27 protein-coding genes are annotated in these 25,432 nt (G+C 71.8%); 20 read left to right on the top strand and 7 right to left on the bottom strand.

The window, feature by feature from the left end; all coding sequences use genetic code 11:
* Positions 1-6: 6 nt before the first annotated feature.
* On the bottom strand, positions 7-273 hold the full coding sequence (locus tag ABD327_RS12575) for a hypothetical protein (RefSeq protein WP_344450503.1): 267 nt from the start codon (positions 271-273) through the stop codon (positions 7-9).
* 88 nt (positions 274-361) lie between these two features.
* Here ABD327_RS12575 and ABD327_RS12570 point away from each other — a divergent pair, with 88 nt between their 5' ends.
* A complete protein-coding gene (locus ABD327_RS12570) occupies positions 362-748 on the top strand; it encodes a luciferase domain-containing protein (protein WP_344450502.1) in 387 nt (128 codons plus the stop codon).
* Between the two features lie 12 nt (positions 749-760).
* Here the strand turns inward: ABD327_RS12570 and ABD327_RS12565 are convergent, their stop codons facing one another.
* Complete coding sequence (locus ABD327_RS12565) at positions 761-1,426, bottom strand: HNH endonuclease family protein (protein ID WP_344450501.1); 666 nt, start codon at positions 1,424-1,426, stop codon at positions 761-763.
* 101 nt (positions 1,427-1,527) lie between these two features.
* On the opposite strand from ABD327_RS12565, the gene ABD327_RS12560 reads away from it, so the two are divergent.
* The 5 genes from ABD327_RS12560 to ABD327_RS12540 are packed head-to-tail and all read left to right on the top strand — an operon-like array spanning position 1,528 to position 5,935.
* Positions 1,528-2,511, top strand: a complete 984-nt coding sequence (locus ABD327_RS12560) for a DUF389 domain-containing protein (RefSeq protein ID WP_344450500.1) — start codon at positions 1,528-1,530, stop codon at positions 2,509-2,511.
* A 10-nt stretch (positions 2,512-2,521) separates the two neighbouring features.
* A complete protein-coding gene (locus ABD327_RS12555; protein ID WP_344450499.1) occupies positions 2,522-3,412 on the top strand; it encodes an ABC transporter ATP-binding protein in 891 nt (296 codons plus the stop codon).
* Entirely contained in the window at positions 3,409-4,311 is a 903-nt protein-coding gene (locus tag ABD327_RS12550) for an ABC transporter permease (RefSeq protein ID WP_344450498.1), read from the top strand. The genes ABD327_RS12555 and ABD327_RS12550 overlap by 4 nt, the downstream gene beginning before the upstream one ends.
* Positions 4,311-5,222 carry an ABC transporter ATP-binding protein gene (locus ABD327_RS12545; protein WP_344450497.1) on the top strand — a complete coding sequence of 304 codons (912 nt, stop codon included), beginning with the start codon at positions 4,311-4,313 and terminating at the stop codon, positions 5,220-5,222. Before ABD327_RS12550 ends, ABD327_RS12545 begins: the two co-directional genes overlap by 1 nt.
* A complete protein-coding gene (locus ABD327_RS12540; RefSeq protein ID WP_344450496.1) occupies positions 5,219-5,935 on the top strand; it encodes an ABC transporter permease in 717 nt (238 codons plus the stop codon). Before ABD327_RS12545 ends, ABD327_RS12540 begins: the two co-directional genes overlap by 4 nt.
* Before the next feature lie 44 nt (positions 5,936-5,979).
* On the opposite strand, the gene coaA is transcribed toward ABD327_RS12540, so the two are convergent.
* Positions 5,980-6,921 carry a type I pantothenate kinase gene (gene coaA / locus ABD327_RS12535; RefSeq protein WP_344450495.1) on the bottom strand — a complete coding sequence of 314 codons (942 nt, stop codon included), beginning with the start codon at positions 6,919-6,921 and terminating at the stop codon, positions 5,980-5,982.
* Between the two features lie 72 nt (positions 6,922-6,993).
* On the opposite strand from coaA, the gene glmS reads away from it, so the two are divergent.
* The 12 genes from glmS (at position 6,994) to tsaD (ending at position 18,735) form a co-directional block, all read left to right on the top strand.
* A complete protein-coding gene (gene glmS, locus ABD327_RS12530) occupies positions 6,994-8,838 on the top strand; it encodes a glutamine--fructose-6-phosphate transaminase (isomerizing) (RefSeq protein WP_344450494.1) in 1,845 nt (614 codons plus the stop codon).
* A gap of 102 nt (positions 8,839-8,940) precedes the next feature.
* Entirely contained in the window at positions 8,941-9,831 is an 891-nt protein-coding gene (locus tag ABD327_RS12525; RefSeq protein ID WP_344450493.1) for an ABC transporter ATP-binding protein, read from the top strand.
* Entirely contained in the window at positions 9,828-10,844 is a 1,017-nt protein-coding gene (locus ABD327_RS12520; RefSeq protein ID WP_344450492.1) for an ABC transporter permease, read from the top strand. Before ABD327_RS12525 ends, ABD327_RS12520 begins: the two co-directional genes overlap by 4 nt.
* A 68-nt stretch (positions 10,845-10,912) precedes the next feature.
* Positions 10,913-11,266 (top strand): holo-ACP synthase, encoded by a 354-nt coding sequence (locus tag ABD327_RS12515; protein ID WP_344450491.1) that lies wholly within the window; start codon positions 10,913-10,915, stop codon positions 11,264-11,266.
* Positions 11,263-12,786 carry an NAD(P)H-hydrate dehydratase gene (locus tag ABD327_RS12510; RefSeq protein WP_344450490.1) on the top strand — a complete coding sequence of 508 codons (1,524 nt, stop codon included), beginning with the start codon at positions 11,263-11,265 and terminating at the stop codon, positions 12,784-12,786. The genes ABD327_RS12515 and ABD327_RS12510 overlap by 4 nt, the downstream gene beginning before the upstream one ends.
* Positions 12,787-13,055: 269 nt before the next feature.
* Complete coding sequence (alr, locus tag ABD327_RS12505) at positions 13,056-14,171, top strand: alanine racemase (RefSeq protein WP_344450489.1); 1,116 nt, start codon at positions 13,056-13,058, stop codon at positions 14,169-14,171.
* 18 nt (positions 14,172-14,189) lie between these two features.
* Positions 14,190-15,287, top strand: coding sequence for an alpha/beta fold hydrolase (locus ABD327_RS12500; RefSeq protein ID WP_344450488.1), 1,098 nt, complete (start codon positions 14,190-14,192; stop codon positions 15,285-15,287).
* The gene (tsaE, locus tag ABD327_RS12495; protein ID WP_344450487.1) at positions 15,287-15,733 is read left to right on the top strand and encodes a tRNA (adenosine(37)-N6)-threonylcarbamoyltransferase complex ATPase subunit type 1 TsaE; all 447 of its coding nucleotides are present in this window, start codon (positions 15,287-15,289) and stop codon (positions 15,731-15,733) included. Before ABD327_RS12500 ends, tsaE begins: the two co-directional genes overlap by 1 nt.
* Before the next feature lie 173 nt (positions 15,734-15,906).
* On the top strand, positions 15,907-16,572 hold the full coding sequence (locus tag ABD327_RS12490) for a hypothetical protein (RefSeq protein WP_344450486.1): 666 nt from the start codon (positions 15,907-15,909) through the stop codon (positions 16,570-16,572).
* A 20-nt stretch (positions 16,573-16,592) separates the two neighbouring features.
* The gene (tsaB, locus tag ABD327_RS12485; protein ID WP_344450485.1) at positions 16,593-17,258 is read left to right on the top strand and encodes a tRNA (adenosine(37)-N6)-threonylcarbamoyltransferase complex dimerization subunit type 1 TsaB; all 666 of its coding nucleotides are present in this window, start codon (positions 16,593-16,595) and stop codon (positions 17,256-17,258) included.
* Positions 17,255-17,710 carry a ribosomal protein S18-alanine N-acetyltransferase gene (rimI, locus tag ABD327_RS12480; RefSeq protein ID WP_425547102.1) on the top strand — a complete coding sequence of 152 codons (456 nt, stop codon included), beginning with the start codon at positions 17,255-17,257 and terminating at the stop codon, positions 17,708-17,710. Before tsaB ends, rimI begins: the two co-directional genes overlap by 4 nt.
* Positions 17,707-18,735: a tRNA (adenosine(37)-N6)-threonylcarbamoyltransferase complex transferase subunit TsaD gene (gene tsaD / locus ABD327_RS12475; RefSeq protein WP_344450484.1), complete on the top strand. Its 1,029-nt coding sequence runs from the start codon at positions 17,707-17,709 to the stop codon at positions 18,733-18,735. The genes rimI and tsaD overlap by 4 nt, the downstream gene beginning before the upstream one ends.
* Here the strand turns inward: tsaD and ABD327_RS12470 are convergent.
* Together ABD327_RS12470 and ABD327_RS12465 are read right to left on the bottom strand one after the other, a co-directional pair.
* Positions 18,732-20,261, bottom strand: a complete 1,530-nt coding sequence (locus ABD327_RS12470; RefSeq protein WP_344450483.1) for an ATP-binding SpoIIE family protein phosphatase — start codon at positions 20,259-20,261, stop codon at positions 18,732-18,734. The two genes, tsaD and ABD327_RS12470, sit on opposite strands and share 4 nt — an antisense overlap.
* Positions 20,258-20,902: a class I SAM-dependent methyltransferase gene (locus ABD327_RS12465; protein WP_344450482.1), complete on the bottom strand. Its 645-nt coding sequence runs from the start codon at positions 20,900-20,902 to the stop codon at positions 20,258-20,260. The genes ABD327_RS12470 and ABD327_RS12465 overlap by 4 nt, the downstream gene beginning before the upstream one ends.
* A 125-nt stretch (positions 20,903-21,027) precedes the next feature.
* On the opposite strand from ABD327_RS12465, the gene ABD327_RS12460 reads away from it, so the two are divergent.
* Positions 21,028-22,464, top strand: a complete 1,437-nt coding sequence (locus ABD327_RS12460; RefSeq protein WP_344450481.1) for an FAD-binding protein — start codon at positions 21,028-21,030, stop codon at positions 22,462-22,464.
* Here the strand turns inward: ABD327_RS12460 and ABD327_RS12455 are convergent.
* Positions 22,439-23,689, bottom strand: a complete 1,251-nt coding sequence (locus tag ABD327_RS12455; RefSeq protein ID WP_344450480.1) for an MFS transporter — start codon at positions 23,687-23,689, stop codon at positions 22,439-22,441. The two genes, ABD327_RS12460 and ABD327_RS12455, sit on opposite strands and share 26 nt — an antisense overlap.
* A gap of 86 nt (positions 23,690-23,775) precedes the next feature.
* Here ABD327_RS12455 and ABD327_RS12450 point away from each other — a divergent pair, with 86 nt between their 5' ends.
* A complete protein-coding gene (locus tag ABD327_RS12450; RefSeq protein ID WP_344450479.1) occupies positions 23,776-24,738 on the top strand; it encodes a GlxA family transcriptional regulator in 963 nt (320 codons plus the stop codon).
* A gap of 175 nt (positions 24,739-24,913) precedes the next feature.
* On the opposite strand, the gene ABD327_RS12445 is transcribed toward ABD327_RS12450, so the two are convergent.
* Positions 24,914-25,333 (bottom strand): ATP-binding protein, encoded by a 420-nt coding sequence (locus ABD327_RS12445; protein ID WP_344450478.1) that lies wholly within the window; start codon positions 25,331-25,333, stop codon positions 24,914-24,916.
* Between the last annotated feature and the right edge of the window lie 99 nt (positions 25,334-25,432).

Raw genomic sequence — 25,432 nt, 5'->3', positions numbered from 1 at the left:
GGCGGCTCAGGAGGTGATCTCGAGCCTGCCGACCTTCAGGTGGGCTATCTCCACGGTGCCCGCCTGGAGGTGCTCGACGAGCGCCTTCTTGACGGCCAGCCTGCCTATGGCCAGCGCTCCCAGGGCGACGGCCCCGACGGCCAGCGAGCCGAGTGCCGCCGAGCCGAGCGCGGCGCCGAGTCCGACGCGCAGTCCGGACGCCTCCGCGCCTATCGCCCGTGCCCCTATCGCCCGTTCCGTCCTGACCTTTTCGCGGTCCGTTTCGCTTTCCATGCCGAACATCCTCTCCGCTGAAATCCGTGCGTAACGATTCGAACCGTGAAGGTTCCGGTAAGGCGGGGAACGGGGTCACGATAAGCCCATGGACGTCGGCGTGAACGCGGCAGGTCCCTTCTCCCAACGAGTGCTGGCACTCACCCGTCCGTGGCCGAACGTCACGGTCCACGAGGCGGACTGCGGGCGGGGCGCCGCCCTGGTCTCCGCCGGATGCCAGGTGGCGCACCTGCACGGAGGCGACGAGGCCGAGCTGCTGCTCGGCGAGAAGAGCCTCGCCCGGCTGCGCCCGGTGCTCCTCGAGTCGGGGAGGGCGCGGACCGACGGCAGGTCCGTGCTGCTGCGGCTGGGCGGCGAGAGCGACGTGCGGCTGCTGCTGTCGCTGCTCAGCGTCGCCATCAAGAGGTGCGCCGACGACGGTTGCGGCGGGAACGGTCCATGGTGCCGGGTCGGCCGGGGCGTCGCCGTCGGCTGAGCGGCTCCGGGGTCAGCAGGTCTCCAGGAAATCGCCGAGGGCGGCGTGGTCGGCCTTGATCACCGGCAGGTCGTACTTCTTGGCGACCGTGATGAACATGCCGGCGTAGGTGCACTGGTAGTCGGCGGGGGGCTTCCACTCGCCCGGCCCGGAGTCGCCCTTCTGCTGGTTGGGCCGTCCCGAGACGGCCAGCAGGTTGACGGGGTCGTTGGCGAACTCCGCGCGCCGGTCGGAGGACCACGCGTCCGCGCCCAGCCGCCAGGCCAGGGCGAGCGGGTAGATGTGGTCGATCTGGACCGCCGAGGGCCTGGAGCGGGTGAAGGAGACCTTCTCATCGCTGTAGGGGTCGTCCTCCAGGGTGCCGCTGAGGACGATGCAGCCGTCGTCCTTCTTCGTCACCGAGACGAGGTCGCGCGCGAGGACGTCGTTGCGGGTGTCGCAGCGGTTGCCGTCGACGTCCTTCCAGGGGGTGCCGAACGCCTTGCGGTCGTAGCTCGACCCGTTCCGCTCCTCCTCGATCTTCAGCGTGCCGAGGTCCTCGAGCGCGCCCTTGGAGTCGGTGCCGGAGGTGCCGGGGGAGCGGGAGGCGGAGGGGTCGGGGGAGTCGGTGCCGAGTTCGACACTGCAACCGCCGAGCACCAGGACGGCGCTGGCCGCCAGGGCGAGGGGCCGAAACATCACCGCTCCTAATGCTTTCCTTAAGAATGACCAGATTGGGGGATTTTAGATTATCGGGGGAGAGGCCGCCGCGGCACCCTCCGATCCGCCACCATGGCGGAATGATCCATCTACGGTCGATCGTGCCGGACGGCCGGACCGGCGAGGTCGTCGCCGGCCTCACCGAGAACCCCGGCGTCACCAACCTCGTCGTACTGCCCGGCGCGGCCAGGGACCCCGTCGGCGACCTCGTGCTGTGCGACGTGGCACGGGAGGCCGCGGACGGCGTCATCGAGGACCTCAAGCGGTTCGGCCTGGACGCCCACGGCTCCATCTCCATGGACCACGTGGAGCTGACGATCTCCGAGAGGGCCGAGGAGGCCCAGCGGCGCGCGCCCGGACACGGCGACGACGCGGTGATCTGGGAACGCCTCGGCCGCGACCTGCTGGAGAGCACCCGGCTGACCTGGACGTTCCTGGCCTTCCTCATCCTGGCCACCCAGCTCGTCGGGATCGCCGCACTGCTGGACTCGGCGATCCTCATCGTCGGCGCGATGGTGCTCGGGCCGGAGTTCGCGCCGATCGCCGCGATCTCCTACGGCCTGCTCTTCCGCCGCTGGGCCATGATCGGCCGGGCGGCGCGCACCCTGCTGATCGGCTTCACCGTCGCCATCGCGGTGACCTTCGTCTGCACCTGGGCCGGTGAGCTGGTGGGCATCGTGGACGTCACGGAACTGCCGGACGAGCGGCCGCAGACCGGCTTCGTCTACACGCCCGACCGCTGGTCGTTCATCGTGGCGGTGCTGGCGGGCGCGGCGGGGGTGCTGTCGCTGGCGTCGGACAAGTCCTCGGCGCTGGTGGGCGTGTTCATCTCGGTGACCACCGTCCCCGCCGCGGGCAACCTGGCGGTGGCTCTGGCGCTGGGCCACTTCTCGGAGGTGCGGGGTTCGATCCTGCAGCTGCTGATCAACGTCCTGGGCATGATCGTCGCCGGGGTGGCGACCCTGCTCGTCCAATGGTGCGGCACCCGACTCCTCCTGAAGAGGACCAGAAGAGGGCCGGACGTGGCTCTCACGGGGGATGACTCCGGCTTGAGGGACTTCTAACCTGTCCGTCATGCCGATCCTCGCCATCCGGGACCTCACCATGAGGTTCCCCGGGGTGACCGCGCTGGAGGCGTTGAGCTTCACCGTCGAACCCGGGGTCACCGGGCTCGTCGGCGCCAACGGCGCGGGCAAATCCACCCTCATCAAGATCCTGCTCGGGCTGCTGCCGCCGACGTCGGGCCGGGCCGAGGTGCTCGGGCACGACATCGCCACCGAAGGCGCGCAGATCCGGGAACGCGTCGGGTTCATGCCGGAGTACGACTGCCTTCCCCCCGACGTCTCCGCCACCGAGTTCGTCGTGCACCTGGCGAGGGTCTCGGGGCTGCCCGCCACGGCGGCCCGGGAGCGCGCCGCGGACGTGCTGCGCCACGTGGGCCTCCACGAGGAGCGGTACCGGCCGATGGGCGGCTACTCCACCGGCATGAAGCAGAAGGTCAAACTCGCGCAGGCGCTCGTCCACGACCCGCGGCTGGTCTTCCTGGACGAGCCCACCAACGGGCTCGACCCGCAGGGGCGCGACGAGATGCTCGCGCTGATCCGGCGGGTCGGCACGGAGTTCGGGATCAGCGTGCTGGTCACCTCCCACCTGCTGGGCGAACTGGAGCGGGTCTGCGACAACGTCGTGATCATCGACGGCGGGAAGCTGCTGAGCGCCAAGGCCGTCTCCGCCTACACCGAGGCCAGCGGAGGGCTGCTCGTAGAGGTCGAGGAGGGCCAGGAGGAGCTCGGACGGCGCCTGGCCGAGCAGGGCGTCTCCGTCCGGCCGGACGGGCGCTTCCTCGTCGTCGACCTGGCCGGCGAGGAGACCTACGACCGGATCCGCGACGGGGTCGCCGACCTCGGCCTCGCGCTCGTCCGCCTGGAACAGGCCCGCCACCACATCGAGGAGGTGTTCCGGTGAGCACCGCCATCCACGACATCGGCTACCGGCACTACGAGGGGACGAGACTGGGCCGCGCCCACGTGGCGCGCTCCCTGTACCAGTACAACCTCCGGTCCGTCTTCGGGCTCGGCCGGGGAGGCTGGGCCAAGGTCGTGCCCTTCGCGCTGCTGGCGATCATGATCCTGCCCGCGGCGGGGGACATCGCGGTCCTGTCGTTCGTCAGGACGCCCGAGACACTGATCGACTACTCGATGTACGCGACCTACCTGCAGCCGGTCATCGCGATCTTCCTCGCGGCGCAGGCGCCGGTGCTCGCCTCCCGGGACCAGCGCTTCCGCACCGTCCCCCTGTACTTCTCCCGGCCGGTCGGGGTGGTGGACTTCGTCCTGGCCAAGTTCGCGGCGTTCGTCACCGCGCTGCTGCTGCTCATGGCCGTCCCGGTGACGCTGCTGCACCTGGGCTTCCTGGCGATGCGCCAGGCGATGATCGACCACGGCGCCTCGAACGTGCCGTCGGTGGCCGGCCAGACCGGCGACTACCTCACCGCGCTCGCGGGCTGCCTGCTGTACGCGCTGGTGCTCTCGTCGTTCGCCCTGCTCATCGCGGCCTTCATGCCCCGGCGGGGCTTCGGGATCGCGGCGGTGATGGCCGTCTACCTGATCTCCAACGTGGTGGTGCTGATCGCCCAGGGGGCGGCCATCTCGACCGGCGGTTACGACCTGGCCGGGTGGTTCAACCTGTTCACCCCGTTCAGACTCGTCGACGGGGTGCAGGCCCGGCTGTTCGGCGAGGAGATCGCTTTCCGCGACACGGTCCCCCCGGCCGGCTCGGGCCCGGTGTTCCTGCTGGCGTGCGTCCTCGTCGTCGCGTCCTCGCTGGCCCTGCTGGTCAAACGGTTCCGGAAGGCGGGTGCGTGATGAGCGTCATCCAGATCGAGGACGTCTCCCGCTGGTACGGCAACGTGGTCGCCGTCAACGGCATCACGATGACGGTCGGCCCGGGCGTCACGGGGCTGCTCGGCCCGAACGGCGCGGGCAAGTCCACGCTGATCCACATGATGGGCGGGTTCCTGGAGCCGTCGTCGGGCGGGCTGACACTGGACGGGAAGCCGATCTGGCGCAACCCGTCGGTGTACCGGCACGTCGGGCTGGTCCCGGAGCGGGAGAGCGCCTACGACTTCCTGACCGGCGAGCAGTTCATCGTCTCCATGGCCAAGCTGCACGGGCTGGCCGATCCCGGTGCGGCGGCCCGCAGGGCCATCGGCCGCGTCGAGATGGAATACGCGGCCGGGCGGCCGGTCGGCACCTACTCCAAGGGCATGAAGCAGCGGATCAAGATGGCCTCCGCGCTGGTCCACGACCCGGCCGTGCTGCTGCTGGACGAGCCGTTCAACGGCATGGACCCGCGCCAGCGGCTCCAGCTGATGGACCTGATCCGGCAGATGGCCGCGGAGGGGCGCACCATCCTGTTCAGCTCCCACATCCTGGAGGAGGTCGAGCGGCTGGCCACCCACATCGAGGTGATCGTCTCCGGCCGGCACGCCGCCTCGGGCGACTTCCGGGAGATCCGGCGGCTGATGACCGACCGGCCGCACCTCTTCGCCCTCCGCTCCTCCGACGACCGCGCGCTGGCCGCGGCGATCATCGCCGACGGGTCGGCCCGCGCGGTCCGCCTGACCGACCAGGGACTGGAGGTCGAGACCACCGATTTCGCGCGCTTCACCAGGCTGATCCCGCAGCTGGCGAAGAAGGCGGAGATCCGGCTGTGGGAGCTCTCCCCGTCCGACGAGTCCCTGGAAAGCGTCTTCAGCTACCTGGTGGGAAAGTGAACACGACGATCGCTTACATCACGTTCCGCGGCATGCTGGGACGCAGGCGCGCACTGCTGCTGTTCTTCCTGCCGGCCATCCTCCTGCTGCTCTCGCTGGCCCTGCGCCTCAGCGGGAACGACGGCCTGGACACGGGCACGTCCGTCCTGTGGACGTTCGGCCTGGCCGTCCTGCTGCCCCTGGTGGCCCTCATCGCCGGGACCGGGGTCATCGGCCCCGAGATCGACGACGGCCAGATCATGTACATCCTGACCAAGCCGATCTCCCGCACCTCGGTGATCCTCACCAAGTACCTCTGCGCGGTGGTCCTGGTCGCGGCCTTCGCGGCCCTGCCCGTCTGGCTGGGCGGCGTGATCATGCTGGGCCCGGACTCCGACCTGCCCGTCGCGTTCGCCGTCGGCGTCCTCCTGGGCGGCGTGGCCTACAGCGCGGTCTTCACGGCCCTGGCGGTCGCCAGCCGCCAGGCCGTCACCATCGGCCTGATCTACGCCATGGTGTGGGAGAGCCTCATCGGCAACTTCGCCCCCGGCACCCAGGTCCTGTCCGTCCAGCAGTGGTCCCTGACCGTCCTCGACCGCCTGACCTCCAGCAGCACCGTCAACGCCACGGTGAGCCTCCCGGTCTCGGTCGCCCTGCTGGTCCTGGTCACCGCCGGATCCCTGCTCCTGGCCACCACCCGGCTCCGTAGCCTCACCCTCGCCTCGGCCGACTGACCGGCCCGCGGGCCTCCGCCGCGTCCGGCCGGCCCGCCGGCCGGTCAGATGCGGCGGAGGCGGATGCGCTGGATGGAGTGGTCCGGAGCCTTGTGGAGGACGAGGGTGGCCCGGGCGCGGGTGGGGAGGATGTTCTCGCGGAGGTTGCGCTCGTTGACCTCGTACCAGATGCCGCGGGCGAAGGCGGTGGCCTCCTCGTCCGTCTGGGAGCGGGCCTGTTCGTGGAAGTAGGAGCGGGGGTCGGAGAACCGGGTCTGGCGCAGGGCCATGAAGCGCTCCAGGTACCAGTGGCGGATGTGCTCGACCTTGGCGTCGACGTAGATGGAGAAGTCGAAGTAGTCGGACACCGACAACGACCCCGTGGGAGGGACCTGGAGGACGTTGATCCCCTCCAGGATGAGGATGTCGGGGGTGTGGACGGTCTGCCGCTCGCCCTTCAGGATGTCGTATTCCAGGTGGGAGTAGACGGGGATCGTCTGCTCCTTGGCGCCGGCCTTGATCCGGGAGATGAAGCGCAGCAGGGCGCGCCGGTCGTAGGACTCGGGGAAGCCCTTGCGGTTCATCAGGCCGCGGCGGACGAGTTCGGCGTTGGGGTAGAGGAAGTTGTCGGTGGTGACCAGCTCCACCCGGGGGTGCTCGGGCCAGCGGGCCAGGACGGCCTGCAGCAGGCGGGCCACCGTCGACTTGCCGACGGCGACGCTGCCCGCCACCCCGATGATGAACGGGGTGGGGCGCACCGACTCGTTCAGGAAGGTGCTGAGGGTGTCGCGCAGGCCGCTGTCACCGGCGAAGAACAGGTTCAGCAGCCTGGTGAGCGGCAGGTAGACGTCCTCCACCTCGTCGATGCTGAGCGGGTCGCCCAGCCCGCGGAGGTCGTCGAGATCCTTCTCGGTGAGGGTCAGGGGGGTGTGCTCCCTCAGCTGCTTCCAGCTGTTCCGGGTGAATTCGACATATGGGCTGGGAGTGGACTCCCAGGGCGTGCTCATGGAAGACGAGGGTAACCAGAGGGTGAGGAGTCCTAGCTCGGCGGCACCCCTCTACCAGATAGTCTGGCCGCCATGTGCGGAATCGTGGGTTACGTCGGCGGCAAGCAAGCGCAGCAGGTCGTGGTGGACGGCCTGGCCCGGCTGGAGTACCGGGGGTACGACTCGGCCGGTCTGGCCCTGGTGGTGGACGGGAAACTCGCCACCGCCAAGAAGGCCGGAAAGCTGATCAATCTGCGCAAGGTGCTGGAGGAGGAACCGCCTCCGGCCTCCACGATCGGGCTGGGGCACACCCGGTGGGCGACCCATGGCGCGCCCAACGACTCCAACGCGCACCCGCACGTGGACTGCGGCGGCCGGGTCGCGGTGATCCACAACGGGATCATCGAGAACTTCGCCGAGCTGAAGGCCGACCTGGTGGAGCGCGGGCACGGCTTCGGCTCCGAGACCGACACCGAGGTCGTCGCGCACCTGCTGGAAGAAGAGGTCGGCGCCGGGCGGGACCTTCCCGAGGCGATGCGCCGGGTCTGCCGCCGGCTGGAGGGCGCCTACACCCTGGTGGCGATCGACGCCCAGGACCCGGACGTCGTCGTCGGCGCCCGCCGCAACTCGCCCCTGGTCGTCGGGAAGGGCGACGGGGAGAACTTCCTCGCCTCGGACGTCGCCGCGTTCATCGAGCACACCCGCGACGCCATCGAGCTGGGCCAGGACCAGGTGGTGGAGCTGCGCCGCGACGGCGTGAAGGTCACCGACTACGAGGGCCGCCCCGCCGAGGTGCACGAGTACCACGTCGACTGGGACGTCTCGGCCGCCGAGAAGGGCGGCTACGACTACTTCATGCTCAAGGAGATCGCCGAGCAGCCGAAGGCCGTCGCCGACACGCTGCTGGGCCGCATCGGCGCCGACGGGCGGCTGCACTTGGACGAGATGCGCATCACCGACCAGCAGCTCCGCGAGATCGACAAGATCATCATCATCGCCTGCGGCACGTCCTACCACGCGGGCCTGATCGCCAAGTACGCCATCGAGCACTGGGCCGGGCTGCCCTGCGAGGTGGAGGTGGCCAGCGAGTTCCGCTACCGCGACCCCATCCTCACCCGCTCCACCCTGGTGATCGCGATCTCCCAGTCCGGCGAGTCCATGGACACGCTGATGGCCGTCCGGCACGCCCGCGAGCAGAAGGCGCGCGTGCTGTGCATCTGCAACGTCAACGGCTCGACGATGCCGCGCGAGTGCGACGGCGTCCTGTACACGCACGCCGGCCCCGAGGTGGGCGTGGCGGCGACCAAGACGTTCCTCACCCAGCTGGTGGCCGTCTACCTGATCGCCCTCTACATCGCCCAGGTGCGCGGCACCAAGTGGGGCGACGAGGTCTTCGCCATGGTCCAGCTGCTGGCGACCATGCCGGAGAAGGTGGAGAAGGTCCTGGAGACCATGGGCCCGGTGCGCGAGCTGGCCCGCTCCCTGGCGAACGAGCGCTCCGTGCTGTTCCTGGGCCGCCACGTGGGCTTCCCGGTCGCCCTGGAGGGCGCGCTGAAGCTCAAGGAGCTGGCCTACATGCACGCCGAGGGCTTCGCGGCGGGCGAGCTGAAGCACGGCCCGATCGCGCTGATCGAGGACGGCCTGCCGGTCATCGTCGTGGTGCCGCCCCGGGCCCGCGAGGTCCTGCACGACAAGATCGTCTCCAACATCCAGGAGATCCGGGCCCGCGGGGCGCGGACCATCGTCATCGCCGAGGAGGGCGACGACACCGTGGTGCCGTACTCCGACACGCTGATCGAGGTCCCGGCCGTGCCGACGCTGCTGCAGCCACTGGTGGCGACGGTGCCGCTGCAGGTGTTCTCCTGCGAGCTGGCCACCGCCAAGGGCCACGACGTGGACCAGCCCCGCAACCTGGCCAAGTCCGTCACGGTCGAATAAATCCCTCCGAACCACCTCTGTGCTCCCGCCGTCTCCTCTTGGAGGAGCGGGCACGGAGGTGGAGCGGTGGAAGAAGATGAAGCGGGCATACACGCGCGTGGCGTGACACGCTCGTTCGGGCCCGTGCAGGCGCTGCGCGGGCTCGACCTGACCGTCCCCTACGGGCAGGTCACCGCACTGGTGGGCGCGAACGGGGCGGGCAAGACGACGCTTCTTCTGATCCTCGCGACCCTCCTGGCGCCCGACGCGGGGGAGATCCGGGTCGCCGGGTACGACCTGCGGACGCACCCCCGGGAGGCCCGCGCGGAGCTCGGGTGGATGCCCGACACGTTCGGGGTGTACGACCAGCTGACCGTCGCCGAGTACCTGCAGTTCTTCGCGGACGCCTATGGGCTGAACCCCCGGGAAGGGGGCGACCGGGTCCTGGAACTGCTGACCCGGGTGCACCTCGTGGAGATGTGGCACCAGCCCGTCCACGTGCTCTCCCGAGGGCAGAAGCAGCGACTGGGGCTCGCGCGGGCACTGGTGCACCGGCCGAAGGTGCTGCTGCTGGACGAGCCCGCCTCCGGGCTGGATCCGCGTTCCCGGGTGGAACTGCGCGATCTTGTGCGCTCCCTGGCGGCCGAAGGGGCGGCGGTGCTGATCTCCAGCCACATCCTGAGCGAGCTGGAGGAGATCGCCGACCGGTTCGTCCTGGTGGATCAGGGTGCCACGGCGGGCGAATACGAGACCTCGGTGCTCAGGGCCGAGGCGCGGGGACTGTGGCGGGCGCACGCGCTGGAGGAGGAACCCCTCGTAGAAGCCCTGAACAGCCGGGAAGCGCCCTACCGGCGGCAGCGGACGGGCGGGCTGGACATCGGGCCGCTCACCGAACCGGAAGCGGCCGCGCTGCTGGGCGAACTGGTGGCGGAGGGAGTGCGGATCTTCTCCTACGCGCCGGTCGGCGGCGCGCTCGAATCGGTGTACCTCGCGATGACGGAGGACCGGACATGACGGTTCGGGGCATGCTTCTGGTGGCGCGCCTGGAGTTCCGCACACGGCTCCGCACCGGGCGCTGGAGGACCCTTTTCGGGGTCTGGTTCCTCGTCGTGGCGTTGTTCAGCCTCCTGCTGCGCGGGTTCGTGGACACGGAGGACTCGGACGATGACGGCGTCATGATGTTCGGGACGCTGCTGTTCTTCGTGCTGCTGCTCATGCTGCTGATCACCCCGGCGCTGACGGCCCAGTCCATCAACGGGGACCGGGAGCGGGGGACCCTGGCGCCGCTCCAGCTGACCCGGCTGACCCCGCTGGAGATCGCCTCGGGCAAGCTCCTCGCGGCCTGGAGCACAGGGCTGGCGGTGCTGGCCCTGGCGCTGCCGTTCATCGCCTGGCCCATCCTGGAAGGCGACGTGAGCCCGGTGCGGGGAATCGTGTGCGTCGCGGTGACGGCGCTGCTGATCGGCGTCGTGTGCGCCGTCTCCCAGGCGCTGTCGGCTCTCGTGGTGCGCGGCGTGACGTCGGGGCTGCTTTCGTACCTGACGGTCTTCGGGCTGATGTTCGGGACGGTCATCGCGTTCTTCCTGGTGTTCTCCTTCTTCACCACCACGGAGCACTACAAGGGCGCAGACGGCTATTACAGGTCGGAAGAGCCGGACACCAGCTACACCTGGTGGATCCTCGCTCCCAACCCCTTCGTGGTCCTGGCGGACGCGGCCCCCAGCGTCCCGCGCGAACCCGTCTGCCCGTTCTACTCGGACGCCCCCGAGCCGGAGTGCTACTACGACTCGGACGACGGCCCCGACGTCCTCGGATGGGTCGGCCAGAGCGTCCGTGAGACCCGGGTGGGAGTCCGCAGGCCCGGCGAATCCTACGAGCACTACGAGCGGCGCAAGGAGACGGCGCCCGCCGTCTGGCCCTACGGGCTGGGCTTCAACCTGCTCCTGGCCGCGGGTTCCCTGACGATCACGACGAGACGGCTGCGGGTCCCGGTGGAGCGCCTGCCCAAGGGCGTGCGGGTGGCCTGAGCCCGGGGAGCGCGCGGTCGTCCACAGGTCCCGGAGGGCGACCGGGCGCGTTCCCGTACGATCGGAGAGTGATCGTTGGGGTGGGCATCGACGTGGTGGACGTGGCCCGGTTCAAGGCTTCGCTGGAGCGGACGCCGAAGCTGCGGGAGCGCCTGTTCACCGAGGAGGAGCGGAAGCTCCCCGTGCTGTCGCTGGCCGCCCGATTCGCCGCCAAGGAGGCGCTGGCCAAGGCGCTGGGCGCGCCGCGCGGGCTGCGCTGGACCGACGCGGAGATCCGCAGGGAGTCCTCCGGACGGCCCGCGCTGCACGTCAAGGGCACGATCGCCGAGTTCGCGGCACCGCTGGGGATCACCTCCTGGCACGTGTCGCTCAGCCACGACGGGGGCATCGCCACCGCCGTCGTCATCGCGGAGGCGTCATGAGACACGCGCATTCTGTGGAGAAGGTCCGCGCCGCAGAGGCGGAGCTGATGGCCCGGCTTCCCGAGGGCGCGCTGATGCAGCGGGCCGCGGCGGGCCTGGCCTCGGTCTGCGCCCGGCTGCTGGGCCGCCTCTACGGGACGAGGGTGCTGCTGCTGGTCGGCGGCGGAAACAACGGCGGCGACGCGCTCTACGCGGGCGCCCGGCTGGCCCGCAGGGGAGCACGGGTCACCGCCGCCCTGGCCTCGCCCCGCATCCACGAGGAAGGGCTGGCCGACCTGCGCGCGGCGGGCGGCCGGGTGCTCTCCTTCGCCCTGCTGGAGGAGCTGCTGTCCACGGACGGCGGAGCCGTCGGGACGTTCGCCGGCACCGACCTGGTGATCGACGGACTGACCGGGATCGGCGGGCGGGGCGCGCTGCGCGGGCTCTACGCCCCTCTCGTCCGCGACCTGCCCGAGGACGCGGCGGTGGTGGCCTGCGACGTGCCGAGCGGCGTGGACGCCGACACCGGCGAAGTCGAAGGCGAGGCCGTCCGGGCGGACGTGACGGTCACCTTCGGGACCTTCAAGCCCGGCCTGCTCATCGACCCGGGGGCCTCGTACGCGGGGGTCGTCGAACTCGTCGACATCGGCCTCGACCTTCCCGAACCCGACGTGATCGCCCACACCACCGCCGACGTGCGGCTGCCCCGCCCCCTGCCGGAGAGCGACAAGTACCGCCGCGGGGTCGTCGGCGTCCTGGCCGGGAGCAGCGAGTTCACCGGAGCCGCCGTGCTGGCGGTCGGCGGCGCCCTGCACGGCGGCGCGGGCATGGTGCGCTTCGCCTCGTCCGAGCCGGTCGTCGAGCTGGTGCGCGGGCGCTGGCCGGAGGCGGTCACGACGTCCCTGCCGTCCGACGCGCAGAGCCTGGAGCCGGTAGGCCGCGTGCAGGCCTGGGTGGTCGGTCCCGGCCTGAGCGTGGACTCCCGCGCCCACCGCCTGGTGCACGCCGCCCTGGAGTCGGACGTGCCCGTGCTGGTCGACGCCGACGGGCTGAACGTGCTGGCCGGGATGTCCGAGCCCCTCCGCAGAGGCCTGCTCGACCGCGCGGCCCCCACCGTCCTGACCCCGCACGCGGGCGAACTGGCCCGCCTCCTGGGCGCCGACCGCTCCGATATCGAGGCCCGCCGCCTCGCCCACGTCCGCCGCGCCGCCGACGAGCTGGGCGCCACCGTCCTACTCAAGGGCTCCACCACCCTGGTCGCCGCCCCCGGCGCCCACCCCGTCCTGGCCAACCTCACCGGCACCCCCTGGTTGGCCACCGCCGGCACCGGCGACGTCCTCTCCGGCCTGATCGGCGCCCTCCTGGCCGCCGGTCTCCCCGCTCCCGAGGCCGCCGCCCACGGCGCCCACCTCCACGGCCTGGCGGCCCGCCTCGCCGCCGCCCCCGACCCCGCCCTCTCCCCGGCCCCCGTCACCGCCTTCGACGTCCTCACCTCCCTCCCGGCGGCCCTCCGCCGCCTTCCCGCTCCGGCCTCCCCCTGAGCCGGGGCACCCGTCTCCCGGTCCGTGGTCGTCGGCGTGTGAACGTGCCGAGCCCGTGGTCCTGTCCGGCTCTCCCGGTTCTGCGGTCTCCTGGCACAGATGCCGCGAGCCCGGGGTCCGGTCGCCTTCCTCGACGCGGTGGCGCGCCGCGCGGGGCGGGAGCCTCGGGGAGCGGTTCTCGCGGCGAGAAGTGTGATTTCGAAGGAGAAAGGGGTGTGAGCTGGGCGGAGAAGCCGGGCAGGGGCGGCGGTGAGGCAGACTGGGGGACCATGAGGTATCCGACGCGGGCGCTGGTGGAACTGTCGGCGATCCGCGAGAACGTGCGGCTGATCCGCGAGACCGCCGGCGGGGCCGAGGTGATGGCCATGGTGAAGGCCGACGGCTACGGGCACGGGGCGGTCGCCGTGGCGGGGGCCGCGCTCGCGGGCGGGGCCGGACGGCTCGGGGTCGCCTACGTCGAGGAGGCCCTGGCGCTGCGGGAGGCGGGGATCGACGTTCCCGTCATGGCGATGGTGTGCACCCCGGGGGACGAGTACGAGCGGGCGGTCGCGCGGGGGGTGGACCTCGGGGTCGGCGGGACCAGGCTGCTGGAGGAGGTCGCCGCCGCGGCGGGCCTCGCCGGACGGGCGGCACGGGTCCACCTGGCGGTCGACACCGGCATGACCAGGGGCGGGGCCACCGCGGACGCCTGGCCGCAACTGGTGGACCAGGCGCTCAAGGCCCAGGCCTCCGGACAGGTGGAGATCATCGGCATCTGGTCGCACATGGCGTGCGCCGACGAGCCGGACCATCCCTCGGTCGCACGCCAGACCAGGGCGTTCCGCGAGGCGGTGGAGCTGGCCGAGCGGTCCGGGGTGCGGCCCGAGGTGCGGCACCTGGCGAACTCGGCGGCGGCGCTGTACCTCCCGGACACCCGCTGGGACATGGTGCGGCCCGGGATCGCGATCTACGGGCTGTCCCCGGCGCCCGGCCTCCCCGACCCCGGACTGCGGCCCGCCATGACGGTGACCTCTCGGATCGCCTTCGCCAAGCGGGTGGCGGCGGGAAGCGGAGTGTCCTACGGGCACCTGTACACCACGTCGAAGGACACGAACGTGGCCCTGGTCCCCGCCGGCTACGCCGACGGGGTGCCGCGCAACGGCAGCAACGTGCTGGAACTCCTCGCGGGCGGGGCCCGGCGCCGTGTCGCGGGCCGGGTGTGCATGGACCAGTTCGTCGTCGACCTCGGCGACGACGTGGTCGGCGAAGGAGACGAGGTGGTCCTCTTCGGCCCCGGCGACCGGGGCGAGCCCACCGCCCAGGAGTGGGCCGAGGCGACCGGGACCATCTCCTACGAGATCGTGACGAGGATCGGCGGCAGGGTGCCGCGCACCCATCTGGACTGAACCCCCCGGAGGCTGGATTTGGACGTCAGGAGCAGACGCAGGCTGGGAATCGCGGGAGCCGCCGCGGCGTTGGGCGCCGCGGGGATCGGGGCCGCGGTCGCGGCCCGCCGGGTCGCGGTCGGCAGGGTCAGGCTGCAGCCCGACCCGTACGCGGGAGAGCCGTTCGGGGTCCGGTGCGGCGAGCCGATGACCGTCCTGGCCGACGACGGCCTGCCGCTGTACGTGGAGGTCGACGAGCCGGAGGCGCGGGTCTCCGGGCGGCCGACGCTCGTCTTCTGCCACGGCTACTGCCTGACCCAGGACACCTGGCACTTCCAGCGCCGCGACCTGAAGGGGTTCCGCAAGGTCTTCTGGGACCAGCGCAGCCACGGGGCCTCGGGCCGCAGCAAGCCCGGCAACGCCACCATCGACCAGACGGGCGCGGACCTGGCCGCGGTGCTGCGCGCCACGGTCCGCCCGGACGAGCCGGTGGTCCTGATCGGCCATTCCATGGGCGGCATGTCGATCATGGCGCTGGCCGACCGGGAGCCGGGTCTGTTCGGCGACCAGGTCATCGGCGTCGGCCTGGTCAACACCTCGACCGGCGAGATCCACCAGATGACGCTCGGCTTCCCGCTGCTGCTGGCCAAGGCGGTGCGCCCGTTCGCGCCCCGCGTGGTCAGCGGGCTGGGCCGCCGCAAGCAGATCGTGGACCCGGCTCGGGAGGTCGGCGCGGACCTGGCGTTCTTCGTGATCCGCCGGATGGGCTTCGCGGACCGCGGGATCAGCCCCGGCATCGTGGACTTCGTGGAGCGGATGATCCGCGCCACGCCCATCGACGTGATCGCCGAGTTCTACCCGTCGCTCATGCGGCACGACAAGCGCGCGGCGCTGGAGGTCCTGACGAGGATCCCGGTCCTGGTCATGTCGGGGGGAGCGGACATGCTCACGCCCAGGCCCCACGGCGAACTGATCGCCGACCTGCTGGACGACGCGGAGTTCGTCGGGATCGAGGCGGCAGGCCACCTGCTCCCGCTGGAGCACCCGGACGAGGTGACCGCGGCGCTGCTCAGGTTGGTGGAGCGTTCTTCGGACGCCGCCGCGGCGGCGTCCGCGCGGGAAGGGAAGGAGAAGTAGTGCGCATCGAGACGGCCGAGGAGATGCACCGTTTCGGCAGGGAGCTGGCCGGGCGGCTGCGGTCCGGCGACCTGGTCGTCCTGTCGGGCGGCCTGGGGGCGGGCAAGACCACGCTGACGCAGGGCATCGGCGCGGGCCTGGACGTGCGGGGGCCGGTCACCTCGCCGACCTTCGTGATCGCGCGGGTGCACCCGCCGCTGTCCGGGGGGCCGCCGCTGGTGCACGTGGACGCCTACCGCCTGGGCGGTCTGGCCGAGGTCGACGATCTGGACCTGGACACCTCGCTGGAGGACGCGGTCACCATCGTCGAGTGGGGCGAGGGACTGGTCGAGGAGCTCGCCGAGGACCGGCTGGAGGTCCGGCTGGAACGGGTGGGAGAGGGCGAGGAGCGTGAGGTGACGGTCACCGGAGTGGGGGAAAGGTGGGCTGGGAGCGTTCCATGGTGAAAAAAGATGGTTCTTCTGGCTCGTAAGCTACCGCCAGGTACTCCCTAAGTTGCATTTAGATGTCGTAGCCTCTTCAGCGCAGTAAAGAGTTACTTCCTCTGATATCTCGGCAACGGGCATGGGAGTCCTCGATGGGCGGCCAAAGACGCAGATCCAGCGGTTCTGAGCGGAGCATGGCGATCCTCCTGGGTGGGGCGCTGACCGCCGTACTCGCGATCTGCGCTGTCGCGGGGCTCTTCATCCTGCGCAGCGCGGGTGATCCACCGGAGGAGCGGATCGAGCCGGCGCGCAGCCAGCAGAGCGCGGCGTCCCAGCCCCGGACGACCTTCACCCCGTTCGACGTGGTCCCCTCCTCCTGCGACCTCGTGAAGGGGGAGACCGCCTCGCGGCTGGTCCCCCAGAGCACCGCCCGGCTGCACGAGGGCACCGAGACCGACGAGTACTCCAAGTGCAGCTGGGGCGACCTGGAGGCCTCCGACCCCAGGGAGCTGGCCCTCGAGGTGCGCGGAATCTCCGGTGACGCGCCGATCAAGCAGGCGACGACCATGTTCCAGGAGGAGGCCGAGGCCGACAAGGGCGGCGAGGGCCTGCTCTCCGGCCAGAAGCTGAAGCGAGTCCAGGAGGTCAAGGGCGTCGGCGACCGGGCCTACGAGCTGTTCATCGTCGACAGGTTCCAGGGCCAGGGCATCGTCAACGTCCAGGTCGGCAACGTGCTCATCACCGTGAGCTACGGGGGGAGCGTCAAGGACGACACCCCGCTCGGTGAGGGAACCTGCCTGGAGGGCGCCCGCGAGGTGGCCAAGGTGGCCGCGGAGGCGGTGCGCGCGGCGGCCGCCTGACGGTTATAGGCTTGACGGTTGTGCTGGTTCTGGCTTTCGACACCGCGACCACGGCGGTCACCGTCGCCCTCTACGAGTGGCTGCCCGGCGACACCGTGTACGCCCGCAGCAGCGTGCACGGCGCCGGCAGGCAGCGTCACGCCGAGGTCCTGACGCCTTCGATCTCCCAGGTCCTGGCCGAGGCGGGGGTCTCCCCCGGCGAGGTGAGGGCGATCGCGGTGGGCGTCGGCCCCGGCCCCTACACCGGGCTGCGGGTGGGCCTGGCCACCGCGTACGCCCTGGGCGACGCGTTGAAGATCCCGGTGCACGGGGTCTGCACGCTGGACGCCATCGCCTGGGCCACCGGGAAGGACGAGCCTTTCGTCGTGGCCACGGACGCCCGGCGCAAGGAGGTCTACTGGGCCCGGTACGACTCCTACACCCGCCGGGTCACCGAGCCGGCCGTGGGGCCACCCTCCGACGCCGCCGGGCACGGGCTGCCCGTCCACGGGGAGGGCGCCGCGCTGTACCCGGCGGTCCTGGGCGAGGCCGGCGAGCCGTTGATGCCGTCCGCCGCGGCGATCGCGGAGATCGCGATCATCCGCCTGTCGGGCCGCGCGGGGCTGCCCCTGCTGCCGCCCGAGCCGCTCTACCTGCGACGCCCCGACGCCCAGGAGATCGGGCCGAGGAAGAAGGCGAGCCAGTGACCGGCCCGGTGATCCGGCCGATGGCCGAGGCCGACCTGCCCGCCGCGATGGAGATCGAGCACGAGCTCTTCGCCGACGAGGCCTGGACCGAGGGCATGCTCCTGGGCGAGCTGGCCGAGCAGCCCCGCACCCGCCACTACGTGGTGCTGGAGCGGGAGGGCGAGGTCGTCGGCTACGGCGGGCTGGCCGCCGCGGCCGACGAGGGCGACATCCAGACGATCGGCGTCCGCCTCGCCCACCAGGGCGGGGGCCTGGGCGCGGCGCTGCTGACCGAGCTGCTGGAGGAGGCGGGGCGGCGCGGCTGCCGCGCGGTGTTCCTGGAGGTCCGCGCCGACAACGAACCGGCGCAGCGGCTCTACGAGAAGTTCGGGTTCGTCCGGATCGGGATCCGCAAGCGCTACTACCAGCCGTCCGGCGTGGACGCGATCGTCATGAGGAGGGACAAGCAGTGAGCGAACCGCTGGTTCTGGGCATAGAGACCTCCTGCGACGAGACCGGGGTCGGCATCGTCCAGGGGCACACCCTGCTCGCCGACACCGTCGCCTCCAGCGTCGACCTGCACGCCAGGTTCGGCGGGGTGGTGCCGGAAGTGGCCTCCCGCGCGCACCTGGAGGCGATGACCCCGACGATCGACCGGGCGCTGAAGACCGCGGGCGTGACCCTGGACGACCTGGACGCGATCGCCGTCACCGCGGGCCCCGGCCTGGCCGGCACGCTGATGGTGGGGGTCGCGGCGGCGAAGGCCTACGCGCTGGCCCTCGGCAAGCCCCTGTACGGGGTGAACCACCTGGCCGCGCACGTGGCCGTCGACCAGCTGGAGCACGGTCCGCTGCCCAAGCCGTGCGTGTCGCTGCTGGTCTCCGGCGGCCACTCGTCTCTGCTGCTGGTGCCCGACGTCGCCACCGACGTGCGCTCCCTCGGCTCGACCGTGGACGACGCCGCGGGCGAGGCGTTCGACAAGGTGGCCCGGGTGCTGGACCTCGGCTTCCCCGGCGGCCCGATCATCGACCGGACCGCCAGGACGGGCGACCCCGCGTCGATCTTCTTCCCCCGGGGCAAGCTGGACGACGGCACCTACGACTTCTCCTTCTCGGGCCTGAAGTCGGCGGTCGCCCGCTGGGTGGAGGCCAGGGAGCGGGCGGGCGAGCCCGTCCCGATCGCGGACGTGGCCGCCTCGTTCCAGGAGGCCGTCGTGGACGTCCTCACCCGCAAGGCCGTCGCGGTCTGCAAGGCCCACGACGTCGACCACCTCCAGATCGGCGGCGGCGTCGCCGCGAACTCCCGGCTGCGGGAGATGGCCAAGCAGCGCTGCGACAAGGCGGGGATCCGGCTGCGGGTGCCCCGCCCCGGCCTGTGCACCGACAACGGCGCGATGGTCGCCGCCCTCGGCGCCGAGCTGGTCGCCTCCGGCGTGGAGGAGTCCCGCCTGGACATCCCGGCCGACTCGTCCCTCCCGGTGACGGTCGTGCGGGTCTAGGCATCGTCCGGGTCGACGTTCAGGCGGAACCAGACGACCTTGCCGGTGGCGGTGCGGGTCGCGCCCCACTGGCAGGCCAGCCGGGAGACCAGCTGCATGCCGCGGCCGCCCTCGTCGTCGGCGTCGGCGTGGCGCAGCACCGGCAGCCCGTGCTCGTCGTCGCTGACCTCCACCAGCAGCCCGTCGGTGTGCAGCAGGCGCAGCTCGATGGGGCGGGTGGCGTAGCGGACGGCGTTGGTGACCAGCTCGGTGGCGAGCAGCTCGGCCGTCTCGCTGCACGCCGCCAGCCCCCAGGAGGCGAGGGTGGCGCGGATCAGCCGCCGCACCCGGGCCGGGGTGACGGGCCGCGGCCGCAGCATCCAGCGGGCGATGCGGGCGGCCGGGATGCCGTTCAGGTCGGCCATGAGCAGCGCGACGTCGTCGTCCTGGCGTCCGCGCACCGGCAGGACGCGCAGCACCTCCTCGCACTGGGCGTCCAGCGGCAGCCGCCGGGCGTCGAGCACACCGCACAGCTCCGCCAGGCCGTCCATGAGGTCGTGGCCGCGCACCTCCACCAGCCCGTCGGTGCACAGCACCAGCCGGTCGCCGTCCCGCACCGGGAACTCGATCGGCTCGAAGGCCACCCCGCCCACCCCGATCGGCACGCCCGGGGGCACCGGCAGCAGCTCGGCCGACCCGTCGCGGCGGACCAGGACGGGCGGCAGGTGCCCGGCGTTGGCGAAGGTGACCCGCCGGGCCACCGGGTCGTACACCGCGTACAGGCAGGTCGCCAGGTGGTTCTCGCCCAGGTCCTGGGCGAGCCCGTCGAGCTGGCGCAGCACCTGGTCGGGCGGCAGGTCCAGCGCGGCCAGCGTGTGCACGGACGTGCGGAGCTGGCCCATGATCGCCGCCGAGCGCATGCCGTGGCCCATGACGTCGCCGACGACCAGCGCGACCCGGCTGCCGGGCAGCGCGATCGCGTCGAACCAGTCGCCGCCGACCTGGGCGTGGTCGCTGGCCGGCAGGTAGCGGTGGGTCAGCTCGATGCCGGTGAACCGGGGCAGCAGGGAGGGCAGCATGCTGCGCTGGAGGGTGTCGGCGGTGGCGGCCTCGACCCGGTAGCGGTGGGCGTTGTCGGCGGCGAGCGCGGCCTGCCCGGCGAGCTGCTCGGCCATCATGACGTCGATGTCGTCGTGCGGCCGGTACTCGCGTTCCAGCAGGACGGCGCCGAGGGTCCGGCCGCGCACCTTCATCGGGACGGCCAGCAGCGTGCCGTCCTGCAGCGGGGCGTCGAGCCGCATGACCTCCCGGGCGAGCTCCTCGGGCTGCTTGGGCCCCGTCACCAGGCGCAGCTCGTCCGAGCCGTCGAGACGCCCGCCGGTGAACAGGGCCTCCAGCAGGTAGACGGTGACGGTGTCGGCCAGCCGCGGCACCAGGGCGGAGGCCAGGGCGCGGGCGCTGGCCCCGGGATCGAGCCTGGTGCCGATCCGGGTGGCGGCCTCCCCCAGGTAGGACAGCCGGTCGCGCAGGGACTCGGCGGCGTTCATGGGCGGCGGCAGGCGAGGAAGAGCTGGACTTCGGGGACGGCCTGGGTGGAGGCGGGCGCGTAGCTGAGCACCCGCTCCTCCTCGACGGTGAACCCGGAGGCCTCCACCTGGGCGCGCAGGTCCTCCCGCAGCAGGGCGGAGACGCGCACCTCCTGGCCGAGGAAGGCGAGCGGGTGGTCGTCCAGGTCGGCCTCGACCATCGACAGGCAGAACAGGCCGCCGGGGCGCACCAGCCGGTGCATGCGGGCGAGGGCGCCGGGGATCTCGTCCAGCGGGAGCATCAGCAGGACGAAGAACGCTAGCACGGCGTCGTACTCGCCTTCGACGTCGTACAGGTCGCACTGCCGGAAGACGCCTCGCGGCACGTTCTCCCGGGCGAGGCGGACCATCTCGGCGGAGTAGTCGACACCGGTGACGCGGTGACCGGCTCCGGCCAGCTGGGCCGCGGTCGGCAGGCCGGTGCCGCAGCCGAGGTCGAGCACGGCGGACCCGGAAGGGAGGCGGTCGAGCAGCCACTCGCCGGTCAGGAGCTGCCCGTCCTTGTGGGGGAACGCCTCGTCGTACTGGGCGCCGATATGGTCGAAGGCCGCCGCCTGACGGCTCTCCCGCGCCGCTCGGCGGCTTTCCCGCGCTGCCTGCATGCTCACGTTCCTCCGGTGGTTCCCGTGCCGCAGTGCCGCAAATTTACAATCCCGGTCGTTCTGTCGTGGAATTCTTGCAAAGATCCTTTCAGGTCGTCCGAACGGATCTTTCAGGAGGTGCCACTGTGCGGGAACCCGGTCGCCGCTCCGTCCTCACCGGCCTCATGGCGGGCGCGCTCGTCCTCGGCCTCGATCCCGTGACCCGGTCCTGGGTCACCGCCGCGCACGCGGGCGGCCCCTTCGACCGGCTGCCGCCGCTGGACGGGCGGCTCCGGCTCGACGACGCCGCGCTCGACGAGGCCGCCGACGACTTCGGGCACATCGTCAGCAGAAGGCCTCGGGCGGTCCTGGAGCCCGGTTCGGTCAACGACGTGGCCGCCATGGTGAAGTACTGCCGCCGCCACGGCGTCCAGGTGGCCGGACGCGGCCAGGGCCACAGCGTCCACGGGCAGAGCCAGGTGGAGGGCGGCCTGGTCATCGACCTCCGCCCGCTCGACACCATCGAGATCCGGGGCGACCGCGCCGTCGTCGGCGCGGGGACCACCTGGCTGGACCTGGTGCGGGCCGCGCTGGCCGAGGGCAGGACCCCGCCCGTCCTCACCGACTACCTGGGCCTGTCGGTCGGCGGCACCCTGTCGCTCGGCGGGCTCGGCGGCGCGGCCGGCCACCACGGCGCGCAGGTCGACAACGTGCTGGAGCTGAAGGTCGTCACCGGGAAGGGCGAGCTGACGACCTGTTCGCCGACCCGGCGGCGCGACCTCTTCGACGCGGTGCGCGGCGGCCTAGGCCAGGTCGGGATCATCGTCGGGGCCGTCGTCCGGCTGCTCCCCGCGCCCGCGGCCGTCCGGCGCTACAACCTCACCTATCCGACGCTGGAGGCGCTCACCGCCGCGCAGCGGCGCATGGTCGACGAAGGCCGGTTCGGGTACCTGGAGGGTTCGCTCAGCCGCGTGGAGGACGGCTCCTGGACGTTCGTGATGGAGGCGGTGGCCTTCGACGCCGTGCCGGCCGACGACGACCGGCTCACCGGCGACCTCGGCCACGTCTCGGCGGTGATCGACGACCTGTCCTACTTCGACTTCCTCAACCGGATAGCCCCGGTCGTGGAGATCCTCATCGAACTCGGCGAGTGGGCGCGCCCCCATCCGTGGATCGACGCCTTCCTGCCCGGTTCGAAGACCGACGAGCTGGTCGCCGAAACGCTGCCGGAGCTGACCCCGGACCTGATCGGGCTGAGCGCGGTCATCCTGCTCTACCCGATCCCCGCCGCCAAGGTCCGGACGCCGCTGCTGCGGCTGGCGAAGGAGAAGCACACCTTCCTGTTCGGGGTGCTGCGCACCTCCTCGCCCGGATCGGCCAGCCCCGCCGCGATGATCGCCGCCAACCGCGCGCTCTACGAGCGGGTCCGGGCCGCCGGGGGAGGCCGGTACCCGACCGGGGCGGTCTCGTTCAGCCGGGACGACTGGCGCCGCCACTTCGGCCCCGCCTGGCCGGCCTTCCAGGCCGCCAAGCGCGCCTACGACCCGTCGAACATCCTCACGCCGGGGCAGGGGATTTTCTGAGCGGCGGCCTGGTGCGGAGGTTGGCGGACACGAACGCCGCGGCGATGCAAAGGATCCCGGCTCCGTACCAGGCCACGTCGTAGTTCCCGAGCTCGTCGCGCAGCAGCCCCGCGACGGCCGAGGCGAAGGCGGCGCCGACCATGTGGGAGGCGAAGACCCAGCCGAACACGATCGCGCCGTCCTTGCCGAACATCCGCTGGCACAGGGCGACCGTGGGCGGGACCGTCGCGACCCAGTCCAGCCCGTAGAAGACGATGAACAGCAGCATGGCGGGCTCGGTCGTGGCGGCGAACAGCTGCGGCAGGACCAGCAGGGACATGCCGCGCAGGCCGTAGTAGGCCACCAGCAGCTTGCCCGGGTCCACCCGGTCGCTGAGCCAGCCGCTCAGGACGGTGCCGGCGACGTCGAAGATCCCGATCACCGCGAGCAGGCCCGCCGCCGCCGGCTCGCTCATGCCGTGGTCGTGGGCGGCCGGGATGAAGTGGGTGCCGACCAGGCCGTTGGTGCTGGCCCCGCAGACGAAGAAGCCCAGCATCAGGTACCAGAAGCCCCGGCTGCCCGACGCCTCGCGCAGCGTCCGCAGGGCGCGCCGGGCCGCGTCGGGCTGCCGGACGTGCTCCTGCGGGCCGTCCGCGCCCAGGGCGGTCAGCCCGAGCTCCTCGGGGGTGTCGCGGAGCAGGAACCACACCAGCGGGACGACGAGCAGCGCGCAGACCGCGACCGCCACCGAGGCGGTGCGCCAGCCCTGGTGCTGGGCCAGGTAGGCCAGGAGCGGCAGGAAGACCAGCTGCCCGGTCGCGCCGCCCGCGGTCAGCACGCCCATGACGAGGCTCCGGTGCCGGACGAACCAGCGGCCGGTGAGGGTCGCGGCGAAGACCAGCGCCATCGAGCCGGTGCCCAGGCCCACCAGGACGCCCCACAGCGCGACGAGCTGCCAGCTCTCGGTCATCCAGACGGTGAGGCCGCTGCCCGCCGCGATCAGCGCCAGGGCCGCGGCGACGACCCGGCGCATGCCGAAGCGGTCCATCAGCGCGGCGGCGAACGGCGCGGTCAGCCCGTACAGCAGGAGGTTGACGGAGACGGCCAGCGAGATCGTGCCGGTGGACCACCCGAACTCCTCGCGGAGCGGGTTGATCATGACGCCCGGCGTGGCCCGGAACCCCGCCGCCCCCATGATCGCCACCAGTGCGACGCCCGCCACGATCCATGCCCTGTGCAGCTTCATGCCCTGAATTCTCGAGAGGTCGGAGGGTTGCGGCGAGTGGCTGAAAAGCCAACTAGCGAAAGATTCCGGCCACTACGGTATCGGGCATGACGCACCGGATCGCCGTCCTGGTCCTGGACGACTTCGCCACGCTCGACCTCGGGATTCCCGGCCACGTCTTCCGGGTGGCCGAGCCGCCCGCCGACTACGAGGTGCTCACCTGCAGCCCCGGGGGCGAGCCGGTGCGCTGCCGGGTCGGCTACAGCGTGACGCCCGACCGCGACCTCTCCCTCCTGGAGACCGCCGACACCGTCGTCGTGCCCGGCATCCACGGCGGCTCGCCCCTGTACGACGGAACCCTGCGGGAGGACGTCAGAGAGGCCCTGCGCGCCACCCAGGCCCGGCTGATGTCGATCTGCACGGGAGCCTTCGTGCTGGCCGCGGCGGGCCTCCTGGACGGACGCCCCGCCACGACGCACTGGCGCAACGCGGAGAAGTTCTCGCGCTTCTTCCCGTCGGTCAGGCTGAACCCCGACGTCCTGTTCGTCGACGACGGTGACGTCCTCACCTCGGCGGGCGTCGTCGCGGGCATCGACCTCTGCCTCCACGTGATCCGCAGGGACCACGGAAGCGAGGTCGCCAACCGCACGGCACGCCGCTGCGTGGCCGCGCCGTACCGGGCGGGAGGGCAGGCCCAGTTCATCGAACGGCCCGTGCCCGCCTCCGGCGAGGAGGGCACCGCCCCGGCCCGCGCCTGGGCGCTGGCCCACCTCGCAGAGCCGATCGCCGTGGCCGACCTCGCCGCCCGCGCCGGGATGAGTTCCCGCACGTTCACCCGCCGCTTCCGCGAGGAGACCGGCTCCAGCCCCGCGAAATGGCTGAACCGGCAGCGGGTGGAATACGCCCGCCATCTGCTGGAGGCCACCGATCTGCCGGTGGACGAGGTCGCCCGCCGCAGCGGCCTGGGCAGCGCGGTCTCCCTGCGCCAGCACCTGCACGCCGCGCTGGGCGTGGCCCCGACGGCCTACCGGAGCACCTTCCGGGCCGGGGCACCCGTCCCGGCCCGGTGAGGGCTCCGGACCGGACCGCCTTCCGGGCGCCTTCTCCCGGCGGTCGGAGACGAGGGTGTAGGCCATCCAGGGGAGGAAGGACAGGGACATCCCGAGTACCCATGCCGCGAGGGTGCGAAGGGTCTCCTGGATCATTTGCGGGCCTCCGAGACGACCGCGGCGTAGGCCGGGCGGGTCAGAATCTCGCCCATACGACCTTCCCCTCCCGGACGGCGCGCCAGCCCATGGCGCGGGCGGCGTCCTCGATCAGGATCAGGCCGCGCCCGCGCAGGTCGTCGATGCCCGGCCTGCGCCGTTCGGGCATCCCGGGGGAGCGGTCGGCGACCTCCACCAGCAGACCGTGGTCGTCCAGGAGGAGGCTGAGGAGGACGGGCGGCTCGCCGTGGCAGTAGGCATTGGTCACCATCTCGTGGATGGCGGTGATCCTGTCGTCGATGAAGCCGGGGTCGATGCCCCAGTCGCGCAGGACGGCGGCGACGCGGTGGCGGGTGTCGTTGACGTCCTCAAGGGTCCAGGGGACGGCGAAGTTCTGGAAATAGAACTTCGTGCGGTCTGGACGTCGCGGAATATATGGGGCGCCGGTGCCGGAAACCACATCTCACCTCCGAAGAGTTCGGTGAATCGATGGCACCAGGCTCGGGCTCCGGGTTAGCGTTTTCCAGTTCTCGTGAGAATGATGAGAACGTCGGATAAT

The sequence above is a fragment of the Actinocorallia aurantiaca genome (genome assembly GCF_039533685.1).
Classification (GTDB): Bacteria; Actinomycetota; Actinomycetes; order Streptosporangiales; family Streptosporangiaceae; genus Actinocorallia; species Actinocorallia aurantiaca.
Note: the sequence above shows the minus strand (reverse complement) of the source record. Positions and strands in the feature narration are given on the sequence as shown.

Coding starts and splice junctions, on each gene's coding strand:
- ABD327_RS12575 (WP_344450503.1), bottom strand. CDS start 273: ATGGAAAGCGAAACGGACCGCGAAAAGGTCAGGACGGAACGGGCGATA.
- ABD327_RS12570 (WP_344450502.1), top strand. CDS start 362: ATGGACGTCGGCGTGAACGCGGCAGGTCCCTTCTCCCAACGAGTGCTG.
- ABD327_RS12565 (WP_344450501.1), bottom strand. CDS start 1,426: ATGTTTCGGCCCCTCGCCCTGGCGGCCAGCGCCGTCCTGGTGCTCGGC.
- ABD327_RS12560 (WP_344450500.1), top strand. CDS start 1,528: ATGATCCATCTACGGTCGATCGTGCCGGACGGCCGGACCGGCGAGGTC.
- ABD327_RS12555 (WP_344450499.1), top strand. CDS start 2,522: ATGCCGATCCTCGCCATCCGGGACCTCACCATGAGGTTCCCCGGGGTG.
- ABD327_RS12545 (WP_344450497.1), top strand. CDS start 4,311: ATGAGCGTCATCCAGATCGAGGACGTCTCCCGCTGGTACGGCAACGTG.
- coaA (WP_344450495.1), bottom strand. CDS start 6,921: ATGAGCACGCCCTGGGAGTCCACTCCCAGCCCATATGTCGAATTCACC.
- glmS (WP_344450494.1), top strand. CDS start 6,994: ATGTGCGGAATCGTGGGTTACGTCGGCGGCAAGCAAGCGCAGCAGGTC.
- ABD327_RS12520 (WP_344450492.1), top strand. CDS start 9,828: ATGACGGTTCGGGGCATGCTTCTGGTGGCGCGCCTGGAGTTCCGCACA.
- ABD327_RS12510 (WP_344450490.1), top strand. CDS start 11,263: ATGAGACACGCGCATTCTGTGGAGAAGGTCCGCGCCGCAGAGGCGGAG.
- alr (WP_344450489.1), top strand. CDS start 13,056: ATGAGGTATCCGACGCGGGCGCTGGTGGAACTGTCGGCGATCCGCGAG.
- ABD327_RS12490 (WP_344450486.1), top strand. CDS start 15,907: ATGGCGATCCTCCTGGGTGGGGCGCTGACCGCCGTACTCGCGATCTGC.
- ABD327_RS12470 (WP_344450483.1), bottom strand. CDS start 20,261: ATGAACGCCGCCGAGTCCCTGCGCGACCGGCTGTCCTACCTGGGGGAG.
- ABD327_RS12465 (WP_344450482.1), bottom strand. CDS start 20,902: ATGCAGGCAGCGCGGGAAAGCCGCCGAGCGGCGCGGGAGAGCCGTCAG.
- ABD327_RS12455 (WP_344450480.1), bottom strand. CDS start 23,689: ATGAAGCTGCACAGGGCATGGATCGTGGCGGGCGTCGCACTGGTGGCG.
- ABD327_RS12450 (WP_344450479.1), top strand. CDS start 23,776: ATGACGCACCGGATCGCCGTCCTGGTCCTGGACGACTTCGCCACGCTC.